General features: G+C 61.1%; 18 protein-coding genes and 1 tRNA gene. 12 read left to right on the top strand and 7 right to left on the bottom strand.

The window, feature by feature from the left end; all coding sequences use genetic code 11:
• Positions 1–84 precede the first annotated feature (84 nt).
• Positions 85–639: a response regulator gene (locus NW808_RS10695; RefSeq protein ID WP_414421175.1), complete on the top strand. Its 555-nt coding sequence runs from the start codon at positions 85–87 to the stop codon at positions 637–639.
• Positions 640–698: 59 nt separating this feature from the next.
• Here NW808_RS10695 and NW808_RS10690 read toward each other — a convergent pair whose 3' ends face one another.
• The 4 genes from NW808_RS10690 to NW808_RS10675 form a co-directional block, all read right to left on the bottom strand.
• Positions 699–1808 carry a sensor histidine kinase gene (locus tag NW808_RS10690; protein WP_414393516.1) on the bottom strand — a complete coding sequence of 370 codons (1110 nt, stop codon included), beginning with the start codon at positions 1806–1808 and terminating at the stop codon, positions 699–701.
• Positions 1809–2049: 241 nt separating this feature from the next.
• Positions 2050–2820 carry a DUF2993 domain-containing protein gene (locus NW808_RS10685; protein WP_414421174.1) on the bottom strand — a complete coding sequence of 257 codons (771 nt, stop codon included), beginning with the start codon at positions 2818–2820 and terminating at the stop codon, positions 2050–2052.
• Between the two features lie 69 nt (positions 2821–2889).
• Positions 2890–4902 carry a magnesium chelatase ATPase subunit D gene (bchD, locus tag NW808_RS10680; protein ID WP_414421173.1) on the bottom strand — a complete coding sequence of 671 codons (2013 nt, stop codon included), beginning with the start codon at positions 4900–4902 and terminating at the stop codon, positions 2890–2892.
• Between the two features lie 105 nt (positions 4903–5007).
• Positions 5008–6450 (bottom strand): gamma-aminobutyraldehyde dehydrogenase, encoded by a 1443-nt coding sequence (locus tag NW808_RS10675; RefSeq protein WP_414421172.1) that lies wholly within the window; start codon positions 6448–6450, stop codon positions 5008–5010.
• A gap of 177 nt (positions 6451–6627) precedes the next feature.
• On the opposite strand from NW808_RS10675, the gene NW808_RS10670 reads away from it, so the two are divergent.
• The 4 genes from NW808_RS10670 to gatB are packed head-to-tail and all read left to right on the top strand — an operon-like array spanning position 6628 to position 9941.
• A complete protein-coding gene (locus tag NW808_RS10670; RefSeq protein WP_414421171.1) occupies positions 6628–7896 on the top strand; it encodes an RNA-guided endonuclease InsQ/TnpB family protein in 1269 nt (422 codons plus the stop codon).
• A gap of 39 nt (positions 7897–7935) precedes the next feature.
• A complete protein-coding gene (locus NW808_RS10665) occupies positions 7936–8130 on the top strand; it encodes a hypothetical protein (protein ID WP_414393524.1) in 195 nt (64 codons plus the stop codon).
• Positions 8127–8411 carry an acylphosphatase gene (locus tag NW808_RS10660; RefSeq protein ID WP_414393525.1) on the top strand — a complete coding sequence of 95 codons (285 nt, stop codon included), beginning with the start codon at positions 8127–8129 and terminating at the stop codon, positions 8409–8411. Before NW808_RS10665 ends, NW808_RS10660 begins: the two co-directional genes overlap by 4 nt.
• Positions 8412–8468: 57 nt before the next feature.
• Positions 8469–9941, top strand: a complete 1473-nt coding sequence (gene gatB, locus NW808_RS10655) for an Asp-tRNA(Asn)/Glu-tRNA(Gln) amidotransferase subunit GatB (protein WP_414405581.1) — start codon at positions 8469–8471, stop codon at positions 9939–9941.
• On the opposite strand, the gene NW808_RS10650 is transcribed toward gatB, so the two are convergent.
• Positions 9938–10531: a nucleoside triphosphate pyrophosphatase gene (locus NW808_RS10650; protein WP_414409712.1), complete on the bottom strand. Its 594-nt coding sequence runs from the start codon at positions 10529–10531 to the stop codon at positions 9938–9940. The genes gatB and NW808_RS10650 overlap by 4 nt on opposite strands.
• A gap of 149 nt (positions 10532–10680) precedes the next feature.
• On the opposite strand from NW808_RS10650, the gene NW808_RS10645 reads away from it, so the two are divergent.
• From NW808_RS10645 to NW808_RS10630, 4 genes are all read left to right on the top strand, one after another.
• On the top strand, positions 10681–10956 hold the full coding sequence (locus NW808_RS10645; protein ID WP_414405549.1) for a hypothetical protein: 276 nt from the start codon (positions 10681–10683) through the stop codon (positions 10954–10956).
• On the top strand, positions 10950–11459 hold the full coding sequence (locus NW808_RS10640) for a hypothetical protein (protein ID WP_414421170.1): 510 nt from the start codon (positions 10950–10952) through the stop codon (positions 11457–11459). Before NW808_RS10645 ends, NW808_RS10640 begins: the two co-directional genes overlap by 7 nt.
• 80 nt (positions 11460–11539) lie before the next feature.
• Positions 11540–11953, top strand: a complete 414-nt coding sequence (locus tag NW808_RS10635; protein WP_414421169.1) for a PH domain-containing protein — start codon at positions 11540–11542, stop codon at positions 11951–11953.
• Positions 11954–11955: 2 nt separating this feature from the next.
• The gene (locus NW808_RS10630; RefSeq protein ID WP_414421168.1) at positions 11956–13149 is read left to right on the top strand and encodes a glycosyltransferase; all 1194 of its coding nucleotides are present in this window, start codon (positions 11956–11958) and stop codon (positions 13147–13149) included.
• On the opposite strand, the gene NW808_RS10625 is transcribed toward NW808_RS10630, so the two are convergent.
• On the bottom strand, positions 13143–14627 hold the full coding sequence (locus NW808_RS10625; RefSeq protein WP_414421167.1) for a hypothetical protein: 1485 nt from the start codon (positions 14625–14627) through the stop codon (positions 13143–13145). The two genes, NW808_RS10630 and NW808_RS10625, sit on opposite strands and share 7 nt — an antisense overlap.
• Before the next feature lie 168 nt (positions 14628–14795).
• Here NW808_RS10625 and NW808_RS10620 point away from each other — a divergent pair, with 168 nt between their 5' ends.
• Positions 14796–15206, top strand: a complete 411-nt coding sequence (locus tag NW808_RS10620; RefSeq protein ID WP_414421166.1) for a hypothetical protein — start codon at positions 14796–14798, stop codon at positions 15204–15206.
• Positions 15207–15224: 18 nt separating this feature from the next.
• Here the strand turns inward: NW808_RS10620 and ssuE are convergent, their stop codons facing one another.
• Entirely contained in the window at positions 15225–15770 is a 546-nt protein-coding gene (ssuE, locus tag NW808_RS10615) for an NADPH-dependent FMN reductase (protein ID WP_414405553.1), read from the bottom strand.
• A gap of 89 nt (positions 15771–15859) precedes the next feature.
• Here ssuE and NW808_RS10610 point away from each other — a divergent pair.
• Both NW808_RS10610 and NW808_RS10605 read left to right on the top strand, forming a co-directional pair.
• Positions 15860–15931 (top strand) — tRNA-Gly (locus tag NW808_RS10610).
• Positions 15932–16158: 227 nt separating this feature from the next.
• Entirely contained in the window at positions 16159–16500 is a 342-nt protein-coding gene (locus NW808_RS10605; protein ID WP_414421165.1) for a hypothetical protein, read from the top strand.
• Positions 16501–16615: the final 115 nt, after the last annotated feature.

Below are 16615 nucleotides of genomic sequence, written 5' to 3'. Positions count from 1 at the left end.
TTCTGCACTGCAAGCAGGGCTAGGAAAGCAAGCTAAGTGGTACAGGTTTTGACTTCCCATTTTGCTTACGTATTCCCCCTTGCCGTGACTAAGACCGTCCTGGTAGCTCAGGGCCAGCCCTTCCAAGCGCAGCTCTGGAAGTTGGCGCTGGAGTCTCAGCAGCATAGGGTGGTGCTCATTTCGCCGCGGCCAGATCTGGCGGAAGTGGCAGCAACGCAATGCCAGCCCCTAGACTTGATGGTAGTGGATATAACAACGGGACTCTTTAACCCCTACGCCTTCTGCCGAGAGTGCCGGAGCAGGCTCCCGGCTGTCCCTGTGATCCTCACCCACCATCCTCGGCGCCCCATCGAACCTGCTGAGCGACGTTGGGCCATCTCCCAGGGAGCAGCAGAGATGATCCCAGGCTTGGCAGAGGCGGACGACATCCTCCCTCCCCTTGAGCAAGTGTACAAAGCCGCCGGCTGGCCTCTTCCCATCGATGTGCAAGCCCTCTATACCGCTCTCGAGCAGGCAGGTCTGGGGAGTGGCAAGCCCGTTTCTTCTCTGCCTGAGGCAGCAGAAGAACACCAGGAGCAAAAGGCTGAGACCCAGCCGGCAAAGTACCGGTTGATGTATCGGGGCCGCCCCGTCGAGTAGTTGCCAGCGCTCCGCCCTGCTAACGCAAAGCGGGGGACTACCTCGGGCAAGGTTGGAGATCAGGGCAGCACCAGGGCCAGAGTCGTGCCTTGGGATCCCGTCTCCACCAGCCGCAGGTCTCCTCCGTGAGCCTCCAGGATGCGCTTGGCAATGTAGAGTCCCAGACCTCCCAAGCCAGTTGGATAGTGCTGACCGGCAATGGAAATGGTCTGGGCAATGTAGGGCTGGGCCAGATCTTCTAGGGGAGCTGGCAGGCCGGGTCCGTCATCTCGCACCTGGATCTGGCGGGGGCCAACGGTCAGCACCACCGCGCGGCGGGCATAGCGCAGGGCATTGTCCACCAGATTCACCAGCGCCCGCTCCAGCTCGGCCTCATCGGCGTTGCCCCAGCCTTCTCCCTCCACGCCCAGGTCAATCCCCCGCTCTCGCGCCAGGGATCCCATGCGGTTGGCTACCCGCCGAGCCAGGGATCCGAGATCGCAGGGCCGGGGATGCAGGGCAATCTCCCCCCGCTCCAGGCGGTAGACCTCCACCATTTTTTGCACCAGCGCCAGGTTGCGTTGGTTTTCCTCCAGCATGCGATCCAGCAGGGCTAGCCGCTCCTGACGACTCAAGGGCAGCTCCTGCTTGAGGGCGCCTAGCAGATGCCCAAAGGCGATGAGAGGAGTCTTTAGATCGTGCACCAGAGTGGCAGTGAAGGCCTCCCGCTGTCTTTGATTGCTTTGAATCTGGCGCAGCAGGTGGGCAAGGGCTTGCCGCAGGATCAAAACCTCTTGAGGATCCCCTGGGCGGAGCAGCAAAGTCCAGCGGTCTGGCTGGTTAATCAAGGTTTCTAGGTGAGCTAGCTCGCGGGCCAGCAAGGTCAGGGGCCGCAAGAGCATGGAAGACAAGGCATAGCCCGCCAGCGCCGATAGCACCGCCAGCAAAGGGATCCACAGCAGCAGCAGGGCGGATCCCTCACTGCTGAGCTGCCTATCGGCCAGGATCCACGGCACCGACAGGATGAAAACCAGGTTGGGGACAAAGGAAAGGCTGGCAATGACCAGCGCCACCTGAGTGCGCAGGTTGTGGGGAAAGCGACGTCGCCAGAAGTATCTCAAGGGAGAAGGGGAGAGAGGTTTGCCTTGAATTAGGCCAGAGACGAGCAAACCGGTCAAGAGGGCTGGCAAAAGACATCCCCAAACTCCGGGAAAGCTTTCCAGGTCTCCTCAAGTTGCGCCAAGAGCTGTCTGGCTAGGCAGGCTTTTTGACCAAGCAGGGCAAGAGGACCAAAAACACCCCCGGGGTTCAAAGGCTAGAGCTTTCAGAGGTCATGAAAAAACCTCTGGGTGTCTGTCCGTGTTTCGACCCCAGAGGCTTCTTCTCTTCACTCCTCACCGCCTTCGAGCGTACCCGCCCTCTGAAGGATTGTCAAGCATTTTCCCGCTGGGGTTGGCGAGTGGGAAACCGCACCAAGGTGGCGCTGCCGGAGAGGATCATCTGCTGAGGCTGGAGGCACACCCGATCTACCTGCAGCTTGCTCCCTTGCAAGGCCAGTCGGTCCAAATCCAGGAGCGCATTCAGGTGGTCGACCAAAGCCCGGCTTAGGAGGCGCTCCTCTTCTGTATCGCCCTCAAAGAACGGATCGGCCAAGCAGATGCGGCGGCGCTCTATCACCTCAACGCGCGCGGAGAAGCCCACCCGAAAAACCCTGCTTTCTCCTTGCTGCACCTTGGCCCGCACTTGCAACCGCTGCTCGGGGGTGATGCGCACTTCTACCTGGTGAAACGACAGGGGCTGGCCTTCCTGCCCCGCCTGGGCCAGCTTGTTCAGCACAAGAGGGGTGTTGAAGGATTGCGCCAGATCCGCCTCGCTCAGCACCACCCGCATCCTAGCCTGCACCGGCTGGCGCAGTCTAATCCGCCCTTGCCAGACTTGGCTGAAATCGATGGCCACGGCATTGCAAAATAGCTCCAGAAGCGAAAGCCGCAGGCCGTTGTACATCTGCAAGTTCTGGCCCACCAGCTCGAAGCTGTCGATGCACCCTTGCAGCAATTTGGCCATCGGCTCTGCTCGCACCCGTGCCTCCAGCCGCCCGGCTTGCTTAAAAAGGGCACGAATGGCAGCGCTCACCCCTCGGCTGACCCAGTCAGTGAGCATGGAATGGGGCAGAGAGAGCTCTGGCAGGAGTCCTGTGGCCATAGGGCAAGGTGAGGAGCGCCTACAGGGATCATAGCCAAGCCATTAAGAAAAGTTACAAGCGCGGCTTCCCTAGGGAGAGCTACGTTCCTCTCGAAGGGCCGAGCGGGCTACGGCTGCAATCCTCTGGTCAGTGGCCCGGGGGAGGTGGAAGTAGCGTCCGCCCGCCAGTTCCGCCAGCTCAGCGCCAAAGCCAGTTGCAGCGAAGCGGCTTTGCGAGTCGATTAAGAGCAACTTTAGCCCCAAGGCGCGGATGCGCAGGGCAATCTCTCGCAACTCTTGTTTGATGTCAACAGGCTCGCCCTCCCTCCGTCCCAGCGAGCGGCTGAGGGGGATGTTGGCCCGGCCATCGGTAAGGGCCACCAGCAGCACCTCTCCCACGTCGCCGCTGGCGCGGGCGTTCACCCCCAAGCGCACCGCCTGGGTGAGGGCATGGGCCAGGGGGGATCCCCCGCCACAGGGTAGGGATTCCAGGCGACGGCGGGCCAGCTCAATGGAGCGGGTGGGGGGCAGCAGCACTTCGGCGGTTTCCCCACGGAAGGCGATGAGGGCGACCTTGTCCCGGTTTTGGTAGGCCTCGGTCAGCAGGCGCAGGGCAGCGCCTTTGGCCGCCTGCATGCGGTTGAGGGCCATGGAGCCAGAGGCGTCCACCACGAAGATTACAAGGGCCCCGGCCTTGCGCACCAGTTTCTTGGCGCGGATGTCGCCAGGTTCCACAATAACGCTCCGCCCTGGCTGCCGCTGGCGGCGGCTTTTTTGGTGGGGAGCAGCAGCCCGCAGGGTGGCGTCGACGGCAATGCGGGGGTTGGCTCCCCGGGGCAGGATGGGCTTGACGTAGCGGCCCCGGTCGGTGCTGAACACCAGGCTGCGGGAGCCCGTTTTCCCCTGTTGGGTGAGGGACTGGGCAAAGGCCAAGAGGCGTGGGTCGAGGGCCACCTGCTCGGGGTCGAAGAAAAACTCCTGCGGCAGGCTGGGGCTTTGCGGCTGGGGATCCGTCTCCTCTGGGTCGCTGTTATCGGAGGAGCTGGGTGGGGGATCCGGCTGTTGGGATTGGGGTGGAGGGGGTGGCGGGTCGGGGTTATAGCGGGCCCGGGGCAGCAGCACCAGTTGCACGGCCTGTTGCAAATCCTCAGCCACCAGGCGATCCCGCCCCTCCAGAGCCGCCAGGGCGCGGGCAGCCCGCAGGGCAAACTGCTCCCCTCGATGCCCTTGGACGTTGCCGCGGATGGCCTCTTGCACCAGGTAGTGGATCTGTTCCCGCTGCGGCTTGACCTGGGGCAGCCACTCCTGCGCCAGGAGGATGCGGGTGCGGATCTCTTCCAGTTCTGGCTGGTGCTTGGCTAAGAAAGGCTCGGGGGCATCGACAAACTGCGTTACCCGCTGGACAATCTCCTCGCGCTCTTCCAGGCTCAGCTCCTGCCCCACCGGCACCACCAGCGCCAGGCGATCTAGCAGGTGGGGGCGCAGGGATCCCTCTTCGGGGTTGTAGGTGGCCACCAAAAGAGGCCGGCAGGGGTGCTGCAGGCTCAGCCCTTCCCGCTCCAGGCGGTTTACCCCGTCCCCCACCACCGCCAGCAGCAGGTTGACAATGGCCTCATCTAAGAGGTGGATGTCGTCTACGTAGAGCACGCCCCGGTGGGCGGCAGCCAAGAGCCCCGGCTGAAAAACCGTTTCCCCCTGCCTTACCGAGGCCTCCACATCTACCGATCCCAGCAGCCGATCCTCCGTCACCCCCAAAGGCACCTGGACAAAGGGAGGAGCTATCACCTGGGTAGGGGGCGTCGTTCCCTGGGGGTAGCGGGTCTTGGCCCAGTCCGACCACGTCTCGGGCCGTGCCGGATCGTCGTTGCAGTAGGAGCCGGCAATGACCTCAATGGGGGGTAGGAGGGCGTGAATGCCTCGGGCCAAGACGGACTTAGCTGTGCCGCGCGGCCCCACCAGCACCACTCCTCCCAAGCTGGGATCCACCGCCGCTAACAACAGAGCCAGCTTGGCGGTTTGCTGGCCGACTACGGCAGTGAGAGGGAAAGTGCGGGGAGGGGCTAGGGTTGCGGATCCTGGGGTTGAGAAGTAGGACGTGGCCATTGGCAACGGAGAACAGGGGGTGCAATACACCCAAGTCTATCGCTTGGAGGAGTTCCCCAAGGCATGGCCGACCGGCTGCCACTAGCCTCTTCCTCGAACGAGATTTCAGCCAGTAGCAATCATCACATGCTTGGTCGCTTGATACTCTCGCACGGCCTCTGCCGAGAGATCCTTGCCAAAGCCCGACTGCTTGAAGCCGCCGTGGGGAGCCTCTGAGGCTATGGGCAGGTGGTCGTTAATCCAGACGGTGCCCACCTCCAGCTCGGCGGCTAGTTTCAGGGCTCGTCCGATGTCCTGAGTCCACACAGAAGCCGCCAGCCCGTATAGGACGTCATTGCCCAGGCGTAGCGCTTCCTCGTCCTCGCGGAACGAGCTGAGGGTGAGGACTGGCCCAAAAACCTCGCTCTGCACAATCTCCGCTTTTTGATCGACATGGGTAATCACCGTGGGTTCGTAGAAGTATCCCCGATCCAGGAGGGAAGGGATCCGCCCGCCGGTCAGCACCTTAGCTCCCTCGGCTTTGGCCCGCTCCACGAATCCCATCACCCGCTCCCGCTGGGCTGCCGAGATCAAGGGTCCCATCTCCACTCCTGGCTCAAAGGGGGATCCCAGCTTGACGTTGCGCATGGCCTCGACAATGGCCTCTTGAAGCTGCGCCAGCTTGCTCTCGTGCACATAGACGCGGGTGGCTGCTGTGCAGTCCTGGCCGCTGTTGAAGGTGGCGGCAAAAGCAGCCTTGGCGGCCACTGTTTCCACGTCGGCATCCTCGAAAACCAAAAACGGGGCCTTGCCCCCCAGTTCCAGATGCACCCGCTTGAGGGTGTGGGCAGCCGTGCGCATCACCTGCTTGCCGGTGGCGGTGGAGCCAGTAAAGCTGACCATGCGCACCAAGGGATGCTCCACCAAGGCCTGACCCGTGGCATTGCCCCCAGTAACGATGTTAACCACGCCTGGCGGGATCCCGGCCTCGGCAATCAGTTCCGCCAGCTTCAGGGTGGTCAAGGGAGTAACAGGGGCGGGCTTGAGCACCACCGTACAGCCAGCTGCCAGCGCAGGGCCAAGTTTCCAGATGGCCATCAGCAGCGGGTAGTTCCAGGGGGTAATTTGCGCGCACACGCCCACCGGCTCTTTGCGAAAGAGCGAGGTGTAGCCCTTGGCATAGTCCCCGGCGCTGAGGCCATGGGCGTCGCGGGCGGCAGTGGCAAAGAAACGCAAGTTATCTACCGCAAAGGGCAGATCCGCCCCCAAACTGACGGCCTCGTAGGGCTTGCCAGTGTTTTCCGACTCCAGACGCGCCAGTTCGGCGGCGTGAGCTTCGAGGAGATCGGCCAGTTTCCAGAGGGCCAGGGATCGCTCGCTAGGGGTGAGTTTGGACCAGCGGCCATCGGAGAAAGCGGTGTGGGCAGCCTGCACGGCCCGATCCACATCAGCAGGGCTGGCGTCCACCACTTCTGCCAATTTCTCGCCAGTGGCCGGGTTTTCGATGACCATTAGGTCTCCCCCTTGGCTGTCGACCCATTGGCCATTGATCCAGAGTTTATGGGCCATGGCCGCTTCTCAACTGCTTGCTAGAAACACTTTTTCCCATTGTGCCCAATCTTGCCCAGCTTGGGAGGCGTTGCCTCCCTCTCTGCTATCTCCTCTGAATAAGGCCAGAAGGGGGTAGACAACAGCAGGCAGAAAGACTCACAATACTCAAGCAAGCTACCCAACACTCCTAGTCCCATGCTGCTGGGCTTTAAAACCCAGTTGGCCCTCAACAACAAGCAGCGAACCCTGGCAGCCCGGCATGCTGGGGTGGCTCGCCACGCCTACAACTGGGGCTTGGCTATCTGCAAGCAAGCTGTTGAGGCCAAGCAAAAACTGCCTACAGCTAAAGTGCTCCGCACCGCTGCCGCGAACGACCTACATAAGCGCTTAGTGGCAGAGGTCAAGAAAGCCAACCCTTGGTACTACGAGGCTTCTAAGTGTGCCCCACAGCAGGCCCTCCGCAACTTGGAGCAGGCCCTCAAACGCTGGCGGAGCGGGCAGGGTAGGTTTCCCCGCTTCAAGCGTAAGGGGGTACGGGAAAGCTTTTATCTCGAAGGCAATATCCGTATTTCCGGTAACTGCATCAAGGTGCCCATTTTTGGCTGGTTGCGCTGTGCGGAAATTCTCCCCACTGCCACCCCCAAGAACGTTGTAATCAGCCTGCGGGCCGGGCGGTGGTACATTTCCTTCAAGTACGAGGCCCCACTTCTGCAGGTGGAGAAGACTGGAGAGGTGGTGGGAGTGGACTTGGGCGTGAACCGCTTGGCCACCTGCTCCAGCGGGGAAATGTTTGCACTCCGCGCCGCTAGCGCGAACGACAACCCCAAGCCTTACCGCAAAGCCCAGAAGCGCTTGGTGAGGCTGCAACGGCGGGTGAGCCGTAAACAGAAGGGCTCTGCCAACCGCAAGAAGGCGGTAATGCAGCTTGCTAGGGCCCACAAGCGGGTAGCGGATATCCGCCTGGACAACTTGCACAAGTTGACCAGCTATCTCGCCAAGAAGTACCGGGTGGTGGTGATTGAGGACTTGCAGGTGCAGAACCTGCTTAAAAACCGCAGCTTAGCAAGCAGTATTGCCGAGTGTGGGCTTTATGAGTTCAGGCGACAGCTAGAGTACAAGGCCCAGCTCTATGGCTGTCAGTTGGTGGTGGTGGATAAGTTTTATCCATCCAGCCAACTGTGTTCTCGCTGTGGGCACCGACAGAAGATGCTCCTTCACCAGCGGGTGTTTCGGTGTGAAAGGTGTGGTCTGGAGCTAGACCGCGACCTGAACGCTGCCCTCAACCTGGTCCAGTGGTATCTGGCTACCTGCAGCTCGCGGGGAAGTGACGCCTGTGGAGATCCCTCTGGCGGGGTGGTAGGGGTGAACTCTGCCACTAGTCATGGGTCGCGGAAGCAGGAAGAAAGCAGAGACGCGACAAACACTGCCCTATCGCAAATAGGAGTGTTTGTGAGCGTTTCGTAGGTCTTTCAGAGCGGCTTTCTGCACAGGCAAGGTTGGCCCATGTCTCCTGTGCTGTGGCAAGCCATTGGGTACGCCTGCGGGATCTCGGTGGGGATCCTGGGACTGGTTGCCCTTGTCAACTTTCTCTGGCAGCGCCTAGAGCAGCAGGCCAAAGAAGCCACAGCCCAGCCAGCCGAGCCGCCAGCAGCTCCAGAACCCCGCAGCACCTCGGAGGAGGGATCCCTGTCGACATGAGTAACACCGTTCGCGTTCACGTCTGGATCAGTGGGCAAGTGCAGGGAGTGGGGTTTCGGGCTTACACGGAGGCCATGGCTCGCAAGGCCGGTGTTGGCGGCTGGGTGCGCAATTTGCGGGATGGCCGGGTGGAGGCGGTTTTCGAGGGATCCCCGGCGGCGGTGGAGGCAATGCTGCGCTGGTGCCAGCAGGGCAGCCCTGGCTCAGTTGTAGAGGCCATCGAGCAACGGCCCGAGCTGCCGGAAGGCCTATCTACCTTTGAGATCCGCCCCACCGTCTAATCCCAGCAGCTGGCGAGATCCCACTAGAATGGGGAAACCCACTTTTCTCGTTTGGCCATGACGGTTGCCGCTCCTGCCAAAGTGCAATATGAGGCGGTGATCGGGCTGGAGGTGCACTGCCAGCTCAGCACTCGCTCCAAGATCTTCTCCAGCAGCGCGACGGCCTTCGGCGCTCCCCCGAACACCCAAATCGACCCTGTCTGCATGGGCCTGCCTGGCACCCTGCCGGTGCTCAACGAAAAGGTACTCGAGTATGCCGTCAAGGCTGCTTTGGCTTTGAATTGCACCATTGCCCCCTACAGCAAGTTTGACCGCAAGCAGTACTTCTACCCCGACTTGCCCAAGAACTACCAAATCTCTCAGTACGACCTACCCCTTGCTACCCACGGCTGGGTCGAGATCCAGCTCAGCGACGGCCGCACCAAGCGCATTGGCATCACCCGCTTGCACATCGAAGAAGATGCGGGCAAATTGGTGCATGCCGGCAGCGATCGCCTGGCGGGATCCAGCTATTCCCTAGTGGATTTCAACCGGGCGGGGGTTCCCCTCATCGAGATCGTCAGCGAGCCAGACATCCGCAGTGGCGAGGAAGCAGCGGAATACGTACAGGAGCTGCGCCGCATCCTGCGCTATGCCGGCCTGTGCGATGGCAACCTGCAGGAGGGATCCCTGCGCTGCGACGTCAACATCTCGGTGCGCCCCCTGGGAAGTCAAACCTTTGGCACGAAGGTGGAAATTAAAAACATGAACTCCTTCAACGCCATCCAGCGGGCCATTGAGTACGAGTTCAACCGCCAAGTTAAGGCTTTGGAAGCGGGCGAGCCCATCGTCCAGGAGACCCGCCTCTGGGAGGAAAACAGCCAGCGCACCATCAGCATGCGCAGGAAGGAGGGATCCAGCGACTACCGCTACTTCCCCGAGCCGGATCTGCCGCCCATTCGCATTACCGAAGCGCAAAAAGCCCGCTGGCAAGCTGAGCTGCCGGAACTCCCCGCCCTGAAGCGGCGCCGCTACCAAGAAGTCTACGGCCTCTCGGTATACGACTCCCGCTACCTCACCGATGAGCGCACCACTGCCGAGTACTTTGAGGCCGTGGTTGCGGCTGGCGCTAGCCCGAAGGCGGCCGCCAACTGGATGATGAGCGATATCGCCAGCTACCTCAACACCCACAAGCTGGACTACCCCGACATTGCCCTCAAGCCGGAAACCCTAGCTGAGCTCATTGGCCTCATTGAGCAGGGGGTCATTTCCAGCAAAATTGCTAAGGAAATCCTGCCAGAGCTGCTGGAAAAAGGCGGATCAGCCCGGGCCCTAGTGGAGGCTAAGGGCCTAACCCAAATCTCCGACAGCCGCCTACTGGAGCAGCTCGTTGCCGAGGTGCTGGCGGAAAACCCCGAGCAACTGCAGCAGTATCGGGGAGGCAAAACCAAGCTCTTTGGCTACTTTGTTGGGCAGTTGATGAAAAAAACCCAAGGACGGGCCGATCCTAAGCTGGCCAACGAGCTGCTCAAGCGGCATCTAGACGGCTAATTCCAGGCTGCAGTGAGGGAATAGCCCAACTCCTGCAGCATGCGCCGCAAGAGAGGAAGGCTTAGCCCAATTACGTTGCCTGGGCACCCTTCAATCCGCTCTACGAACAGGCTGCCACGGCCATCGATGGCAAAACAGCCGGCACAGTTCAGGGGCTCGCCGGTGGCTACGTAGGTGCGGATCTCCTCGTCGCTGGGCTTGGCAAAAAACACCCGCGTTACGGCGTAGTGGACGAGGCGGCGGTTTTGCTTCAGGTCAATCAAGGCATGGCCGGTGTAAAGTTCTCCCACCTCGCCCCGCATTTGGCGTAGACGCCGCTCTGCCTCCAGGGCATTGGCCGGCTTACCCAGGATCTCCCCATTGAGGTAGAGGACGGAGTCCGCTCCGATAACCAAGACAGGTTCCCGCTGCTGGGCTGCCACCACTTCCGCTTTTGCCAAAGCCAACTTCTGGACGAGCTCCACCGGATCTGAGCTCTTGATTTGGCTTTCGTCAAAGTAGCTGGGTTGAACGCGAAAAGGAATCCGGGCAGCTTCCAGCAGTTGGCGGCGGGCAGGAGATTGCGAAGCCAGGACGATGGGCGGCAACATCGATTCAAAACTCAAGCCTAGAGTTTGCAGGATCAAAGTTCGCTCTACTACTAGTTTCCCTTAGCCTAGGCAAGGTAGGCCCGCTAGGCGTTGACAGGAAGCAACTGGATCCAGCTCTCCTAGTCTCCCAGCCCCTCCTCAAGCCGAGCTTGTCCCTGCTTCCTCCGCAGGTGCGCCTTGGCCTAAAGCTGCTGATGGTGCTGAGGATCTCGAGGGTCGTGGCCCTCCTCCCTTTGCAGGTGGGAGAGCTAAAACCGGCACTGCAGGAGGCCTGCCCAGGCTGTGGCCTCTCCCAGCACGATGGGGATGCCCAGTTTTGTAAGCGCTGGGGCACGGCGCTCTCCTCTCAGGCCGCTGGCCCATCTCCCCGTTGGGGGCAAAGCCAGGATAGGCTAGGACGGGATCCAGAGAACCTGCAATGTTAGCCATCCCTGGCAAGGTCAATGCAAAGGCAGGAGTGGCGATGCTGCTGGCGGCCATCGTCCTGGGCCTCATCCTTAGCCAAGTGCAGCCGTTGCCGCTAGCTCCGCCAGAGGCGTCATGGATCCCTGCCCGGTCCCTTTCCTGGCAAGAGGTGCCCAAACAAAAGTACGCCTGGCACATTTGGTACGCCTGGCACATTTGCTACGCCTTTTTGGGCAACATGGGGCTAGTCAACATTGGCGGCGGACTGGCCCTGGTGGCGCTGGGATCCCGCTTTACGGCTGGGCGACTGCTTTCCCAAATTCTCCTCTTGGGGGGAATGCTGCACCCTGCTTCTTGGGCCTTGGTGGCTCTGACGGGATTGGAGGGATGGAATTGGCTGGGCAATATTGGGGCAGCCGCCGTGGCGCTGGTCGTGGCAACCCTGTTTGTTCACCTGCTCTGGGCCACCTACTGCTCAGGGCAAGCCCTTCAACGGCAAACCCGATCCCGCCTCTCCCGCTAACTTTCCGGGCAGTTGGGAAAAGCTGAGAAGCTGTTTAAGATTGTTAGAGTCGTCCCTGTTAACACTCAACTAGGCTAGGCATGGCTATCAAAGAGGAGGTTTTCTTCGAAGGCGGGCCTCATATAGGCGATCTAGTGCTGAACTCCTTTATCGGCCTTACCGTTGTTGGCTTGCCTCTATTTGTGGGGGCGCTGGTGCGCAGGCTGTGGGTTCACTACCGGATTACCAATCGCCGCATTACCGTCATTGGCGGCTGGGGGGGCAAGGAGCGCTCTGATGTCATTTACAAAGAAATTGCCAAGGTGGTAACGGTGCCACGGGGCCTAGGCACTTGGGGCGACATGGTGCTCACCCTTAAAGACGGCAGCCGCCTAGAGATGCGGGCAGTGCCGCGCTTCCGGGAGATCTACGCCTACATCAGCGAGCGGCTGGACGAAAAAGCCAGACAGGTCAGCGGGCCCATTGGCAAAAGGCCTCCCGCCGCCGCGTCCTAGCCATGCCTACTGAGGATCCCGCTTGGCCACAGCGCCTAGCGTTGGTGCATGAGTACCTCATCTGGCCGGGGGGATCGGAAAAGGTTTTGCAGGAGCTGCTGGCCTTTGCCCCGCAAGCCCCTCTCTACGTCAGCCTCTTCTGGGCGCACACGCTGCCGCCGAGCTGGCAGGATCGGCCGATCTACACCTCATTTTTGCAAAGCTGGGCCAAGGGGCTAGGGGTGTTGCGCCGCAACTACCATGGGCGCCTTAAGTACCTGCTGCCCTGGATGCCTTTGGCCTATGAGAGCTTCGATTTCTCCGCCTATGACTGCGTCATCTCCAGCAGCCATGCTTTCGCCAAAGGGATCCTGACAGGGCCTTCCACCCTGCACCTAAGCTACATCCACAGCCCGCCCCGCTACCTCTGGGAAAACCGGGAGCTCTATCTTGAGCGAGAGGGGTTGACAGGGATCCGCCCCCTTGCCGCCCTCAGCCGGTGGCTGATGCACCACCTGCGCCAGTGGGATTTTGTAGCAGCCCAGCGGCCAGATCTCTTGATTGCCAACTCGCAGCACATCCGCAGGCGCATTGCCAAGCTCTACCGCCGCGAGGCCGTGGTTATCTATCCGCCGGTGCCGCTCCAGGGGTTTGAGCCGGTGGCCACTCCCACAGCCGACTACGACCTGGTGGTGGGCCGGCTGGTGCCCTACAAGCGGGTGGATTTGGCCATTGCTGCCTGCAAGCAACTGGGCCGCCGTCTGGTGGTGGTGGGGGAAGGGCCGGAGCTGCCGCGGCTAAAGCAACTGGCAGGGCCACAGGTGGAGTTTTTGCCTCACCAGCCTCTAGAGCGTCTCCAGAAACTGCTGGCCCATTGCCGGCTGCTGATAGTTCCCTGGGAGGAAGATTTTGGCCTGGTGGCAGTAGAGGCCCAAGCGTGTGGTCGACCTGTCGTTGCCCTCAACCGAGGGGGCACTCGCGAGACCGTCCGCCACGGCCAGACTGGGATCCTCATCCCTGAAGCCAGTGTGGAAGCCCTGGTGGAAGGGCTGCGCCAAGCGGATCGCCGGGAATGGGATCCGCAGCAAATTCGCGCCCATGCTCTGCAGTTTGCGCCGGAGCGGTTTCATGCCCAACTGGGATCCCTGCTGCGCTGGGCCTGGCCTCGTTTTCAAGCTGGGGAGCCGCTGGATCCAAGAGGCTGGAGCGCTCAGTAGAGCCGTCGCTGCACAAAAGTTGGCAACTCGATGCGGCTGCGCTCACCACCTTCTCCGCTGCTGGGGCCAGTGGCCAAGAGAGAGCGCTTCAGCAGCCTCTCTGTCCGACTCTCCTCTTCCTTGAGGGTAAGGGGTGGGATCCCGCCGACGGGCTTTCTCTTCCTGGAGGACTCACCGCTGGTGGGGGCGGCAGTCACTTTTGGAGAGAGAGCGGGCTGGGCAGGCAGGGCTTGCAGCCGTTCCTGATTGCGCCAGCAGTGCGCAGCCTCTGTCGGATGGCTCGACCTGAGCTCGACCCCTGCCCGGCTTGGAGCCGACTGGCGCAGGGCAGCCAGTTGCTCCTCCAGCTCCCGGTTGCGCTGCTGCAGCAGAGCCACCTCCCTTTCCTGCGCCTGCGCGTAGGCTTGGGTTTGCGCACACTCAGCTTTTAGGGCCGCCACCTGCTGCTGCAGCTTCTCAATCTCTTTTTGGCCGAGTAGATAGCGGGCCTCCGCCACCTCCCGCGCCCGCTGGGCTTCTTCCAGCTCTTCTTTCGCCGGTCGCTGGGCCAGCTCTTGGAGGAGGTGATCCCGCTCAGCCCGCAGGGTGTCCACCTCACGGGAGAGAGCCTGCACCTGCTCCTCCAGGGCAAGATCTCTACCGCTGCCGGGTTCAGCTGGCGGCTGTTCAGAGCGCAGAGCCTGTAGCTGGGCCTCCAGTTGGGCAATTTGCTGAGCCTGCTCTGCCTGTTGCTGCCGGCTCTGCTGCAGTTCTTCCAGCAAGCTAGCCCGCTCCGCCTTGGCAAAGGAGACCTGTTGGCGCAGATGCTCCAACTGGCGAAGCTGTTGCCAGGCCTTGTTCAGCTCAGCCTCGAGGTGGGCTTTTTCGCTCTCTAGCTGCGTCTTCAGGCTTTGCCATTCTGCCTCGGCCTGGCGGTGGGCAGCTTCCAGCTCCGCCCGCCGGGTTTCCAACTCCTGCACCTGCGCCTGCAACTGCTCCCTTTCTTTCTCCAACTCCTGGATGCGGAGCTGGAATTGGGCTTGCAAAAGCTGCACCTGGGGCAACTTGGCGGCGTACTCCCCCAGCTGGTTGGCTTGCTGTTTTAGCTCCCAGAGCTCCTGCTGCAGTTGATAGAACCGAGCTGGCTCGATGCGCCGCTGCAATTCTGCCTTGAGGGTTTCGATTTCCGCTTGGCTGGTTTGCAACTGCTGCTGCAGGAGCTGGTAGTGCTCTAGGGTGGGGCGACGCTCCATCTCCCAGAGGAGATTTTGGAGCTCCTCAATGTGCTGCTGCTGTTGCTGAAAAGCTTCCAGGGTAGGGCGTTGTTCCAGGCGAGCCTTCTCTTCCTGACACACTTGCAACGCTCGCTCTTGCTCCTGCAGCTGCCGTTCCAGGCGCTGGATGCACTCAATCTGCTGCAGCGACAGCGCCTCTGACTCGGCCACGGCCCGCTCCAAGTCACGCACGCGCGCCCGCAAGGTTTCTAGTTCCCCTTCCATAGCCGGGCTGCTCGAGAGGTTATGGGCCCTACTGTAGCAGATGCTGTGGGGGAAGATCCAGTGTAACCACCACATATAGCGTAAAAACTTTTGGGTTCTCGAGAACTGGCGCTAGAGATGTCCAGCTTGCCGCCTATACTGGGAGAGGGATTTTCAGGGGAAAGTCCAGTGGGATCCAAACTTTGCCAACTGACGTTGGCCCTGCTGGGAGTAGCCGTAGGGGGTTGCAGCAGCGCAGCTCTGGCTCCTAGCACCCCCCTGCCACCCCTAATCCTTAGCAGCGACATTCCTTCTGTAATCAGTCGAAGCGGATTTTTGGAGGTGGGGGTTGCGGTGTCAGTGCCAGGGCGGCTCCCGGCAGAGCTGGCGTTTCAGCTCTCGTGGTCCGGGATCGAGGTGCAAACCCTCTCGGCAGCCCAGGTAAACTGTGTTGCTGGCGAGGTATCCTGCACCACTCGCTTCCGGCTCCGCCCGCCTTCGAATCTAGCGCCCGGCTCGTACCTGCTCAGTTTGCGGGTCTTCGACCGGCTGGGACAAAGTACTGCTGTGAGCAAACCGGTGCTGCTGCGCGATTCCTAGGAGGGTCGGGACTGGCCTTTACTGCACTGCCTGGGCAAGGGCCTGGATCCCCGCCTGCAGGCGTTCGGCAATCTCATCTTCCAGCCGCAGGGTGCCGTCTGCCTCAAACTGAATCTGCGAGCTGAGGATGTAGATCCCTTTCAAAATGTGGGTTGCGCCCATCACAGCCAGCACTGGCTTCATGGCAAAGTCGATGGCCAGTAGGTGGGCCAGCGTTCCGCCAGTGGCGATGGGGAGAATCACTTTGCCGACAAAGGCATCCTGATCCAGTAAGTCCAGCAGCGCCTTGAACACGCCGGGATAGGAAGCCTTGTACACCGGAGCCGAGAGGACGATCCCAGCGGCTTGGGCCACCTTCTCTTGGATCTGCTTTAGGTGAGGGCTCTCAAAGTTAACCCGCACCAGGTCCTCCGGCGGCAAATCCCGCACCGAAGCAAACTCGCTGCTTAGCCCCAACTGGGATAGGATCCCGGCAACGTAGTGCAAAATTGCTTCCGACCGCGGCGGTGGGCCAGCAGACTCTCGAGGACCAGGGCTACCGGAGAGCAGAAGGATAGAGGGCATCGGCCAAAGGCAGAACGCTGCTTCTGTTGTACCAGGGATCCCGTCCAGAAAGTGCTAGTAAAGTGCTAGTATAGTGTCTAGTGTTAACTGCGGGCGTAGTTCAGCGGTAGAACGCCAGCTTCCCAAGCTGGATGTCGTGAGTTCGAGTCTCATCGCCCGCTTCTTGAGAGCTACAAAGCCTTCCCCCTTTGCTCCTCCCCTGGGTCCGAGGCGGTGTTTGCTCAGGTAAGGACTCTGTCCCGCTGGCGCAAGCAGGATGAAAAGTCCGCCTTTTAGGGCGGATAAGTTTGCCCTGAGGCGCAGCCCTTTTTGCGGCAAGGGAGGAGAGCCTTTTCGGCGGGACAAGCTAAGGTGCTAGCATCCCACTGCTATGGGGAGAACGTTGAGGATGCTGGCCAAACTCTTCCCTGGGGTAGCAGCTCTGTTCTGCCTAGGTCTAGCTCCAACCGCCCTGGCCCAGACCTTCTCTGCCCAGCAGACGGTGCTCCTCGACAGCAAACAGAACAGCGCCACCCCTTTCCAAAGCAATGTCCTGCAAAACCTCGTCTTCGTCGTGCCCAATCCCCCAACGCAGCACTTCGCTAGCAGGTGGGGTTGGCACAGCAGCCCCTTACCGCCTCCTGCTCCCATCACAATTCTAATTCTCAACTCCCAAGCCAACCTGTCCGCCGAGCAGGTCGAGTCTCAGAGCTGTGGCCAGCGCTGCCAGGGATCCCTGCGCCTGCCCTGAGGAAAAAGCTGACCAAGGTCCGCAATCCGGCCCGCGGCAAGGCTCGGATCCGCTAGGGAGGGAGTTGATATAATTCAGGCCAATTGTTCACGGCGGAGCGGAATCTTTTTCTCCT

The organism is Synechococcus sp. W70.1 (assembly GCF_047461515.1).
GTDB lineage: Bacteria > Cyanobacteriota > Cyanobacteriia > Thermostichales > Thermostichaceae > Thermostichus.
Note: the sequence above shows the minus strand (reverse complement) of the source record. Positions and strands in the feature narration are given on the sequence as shown.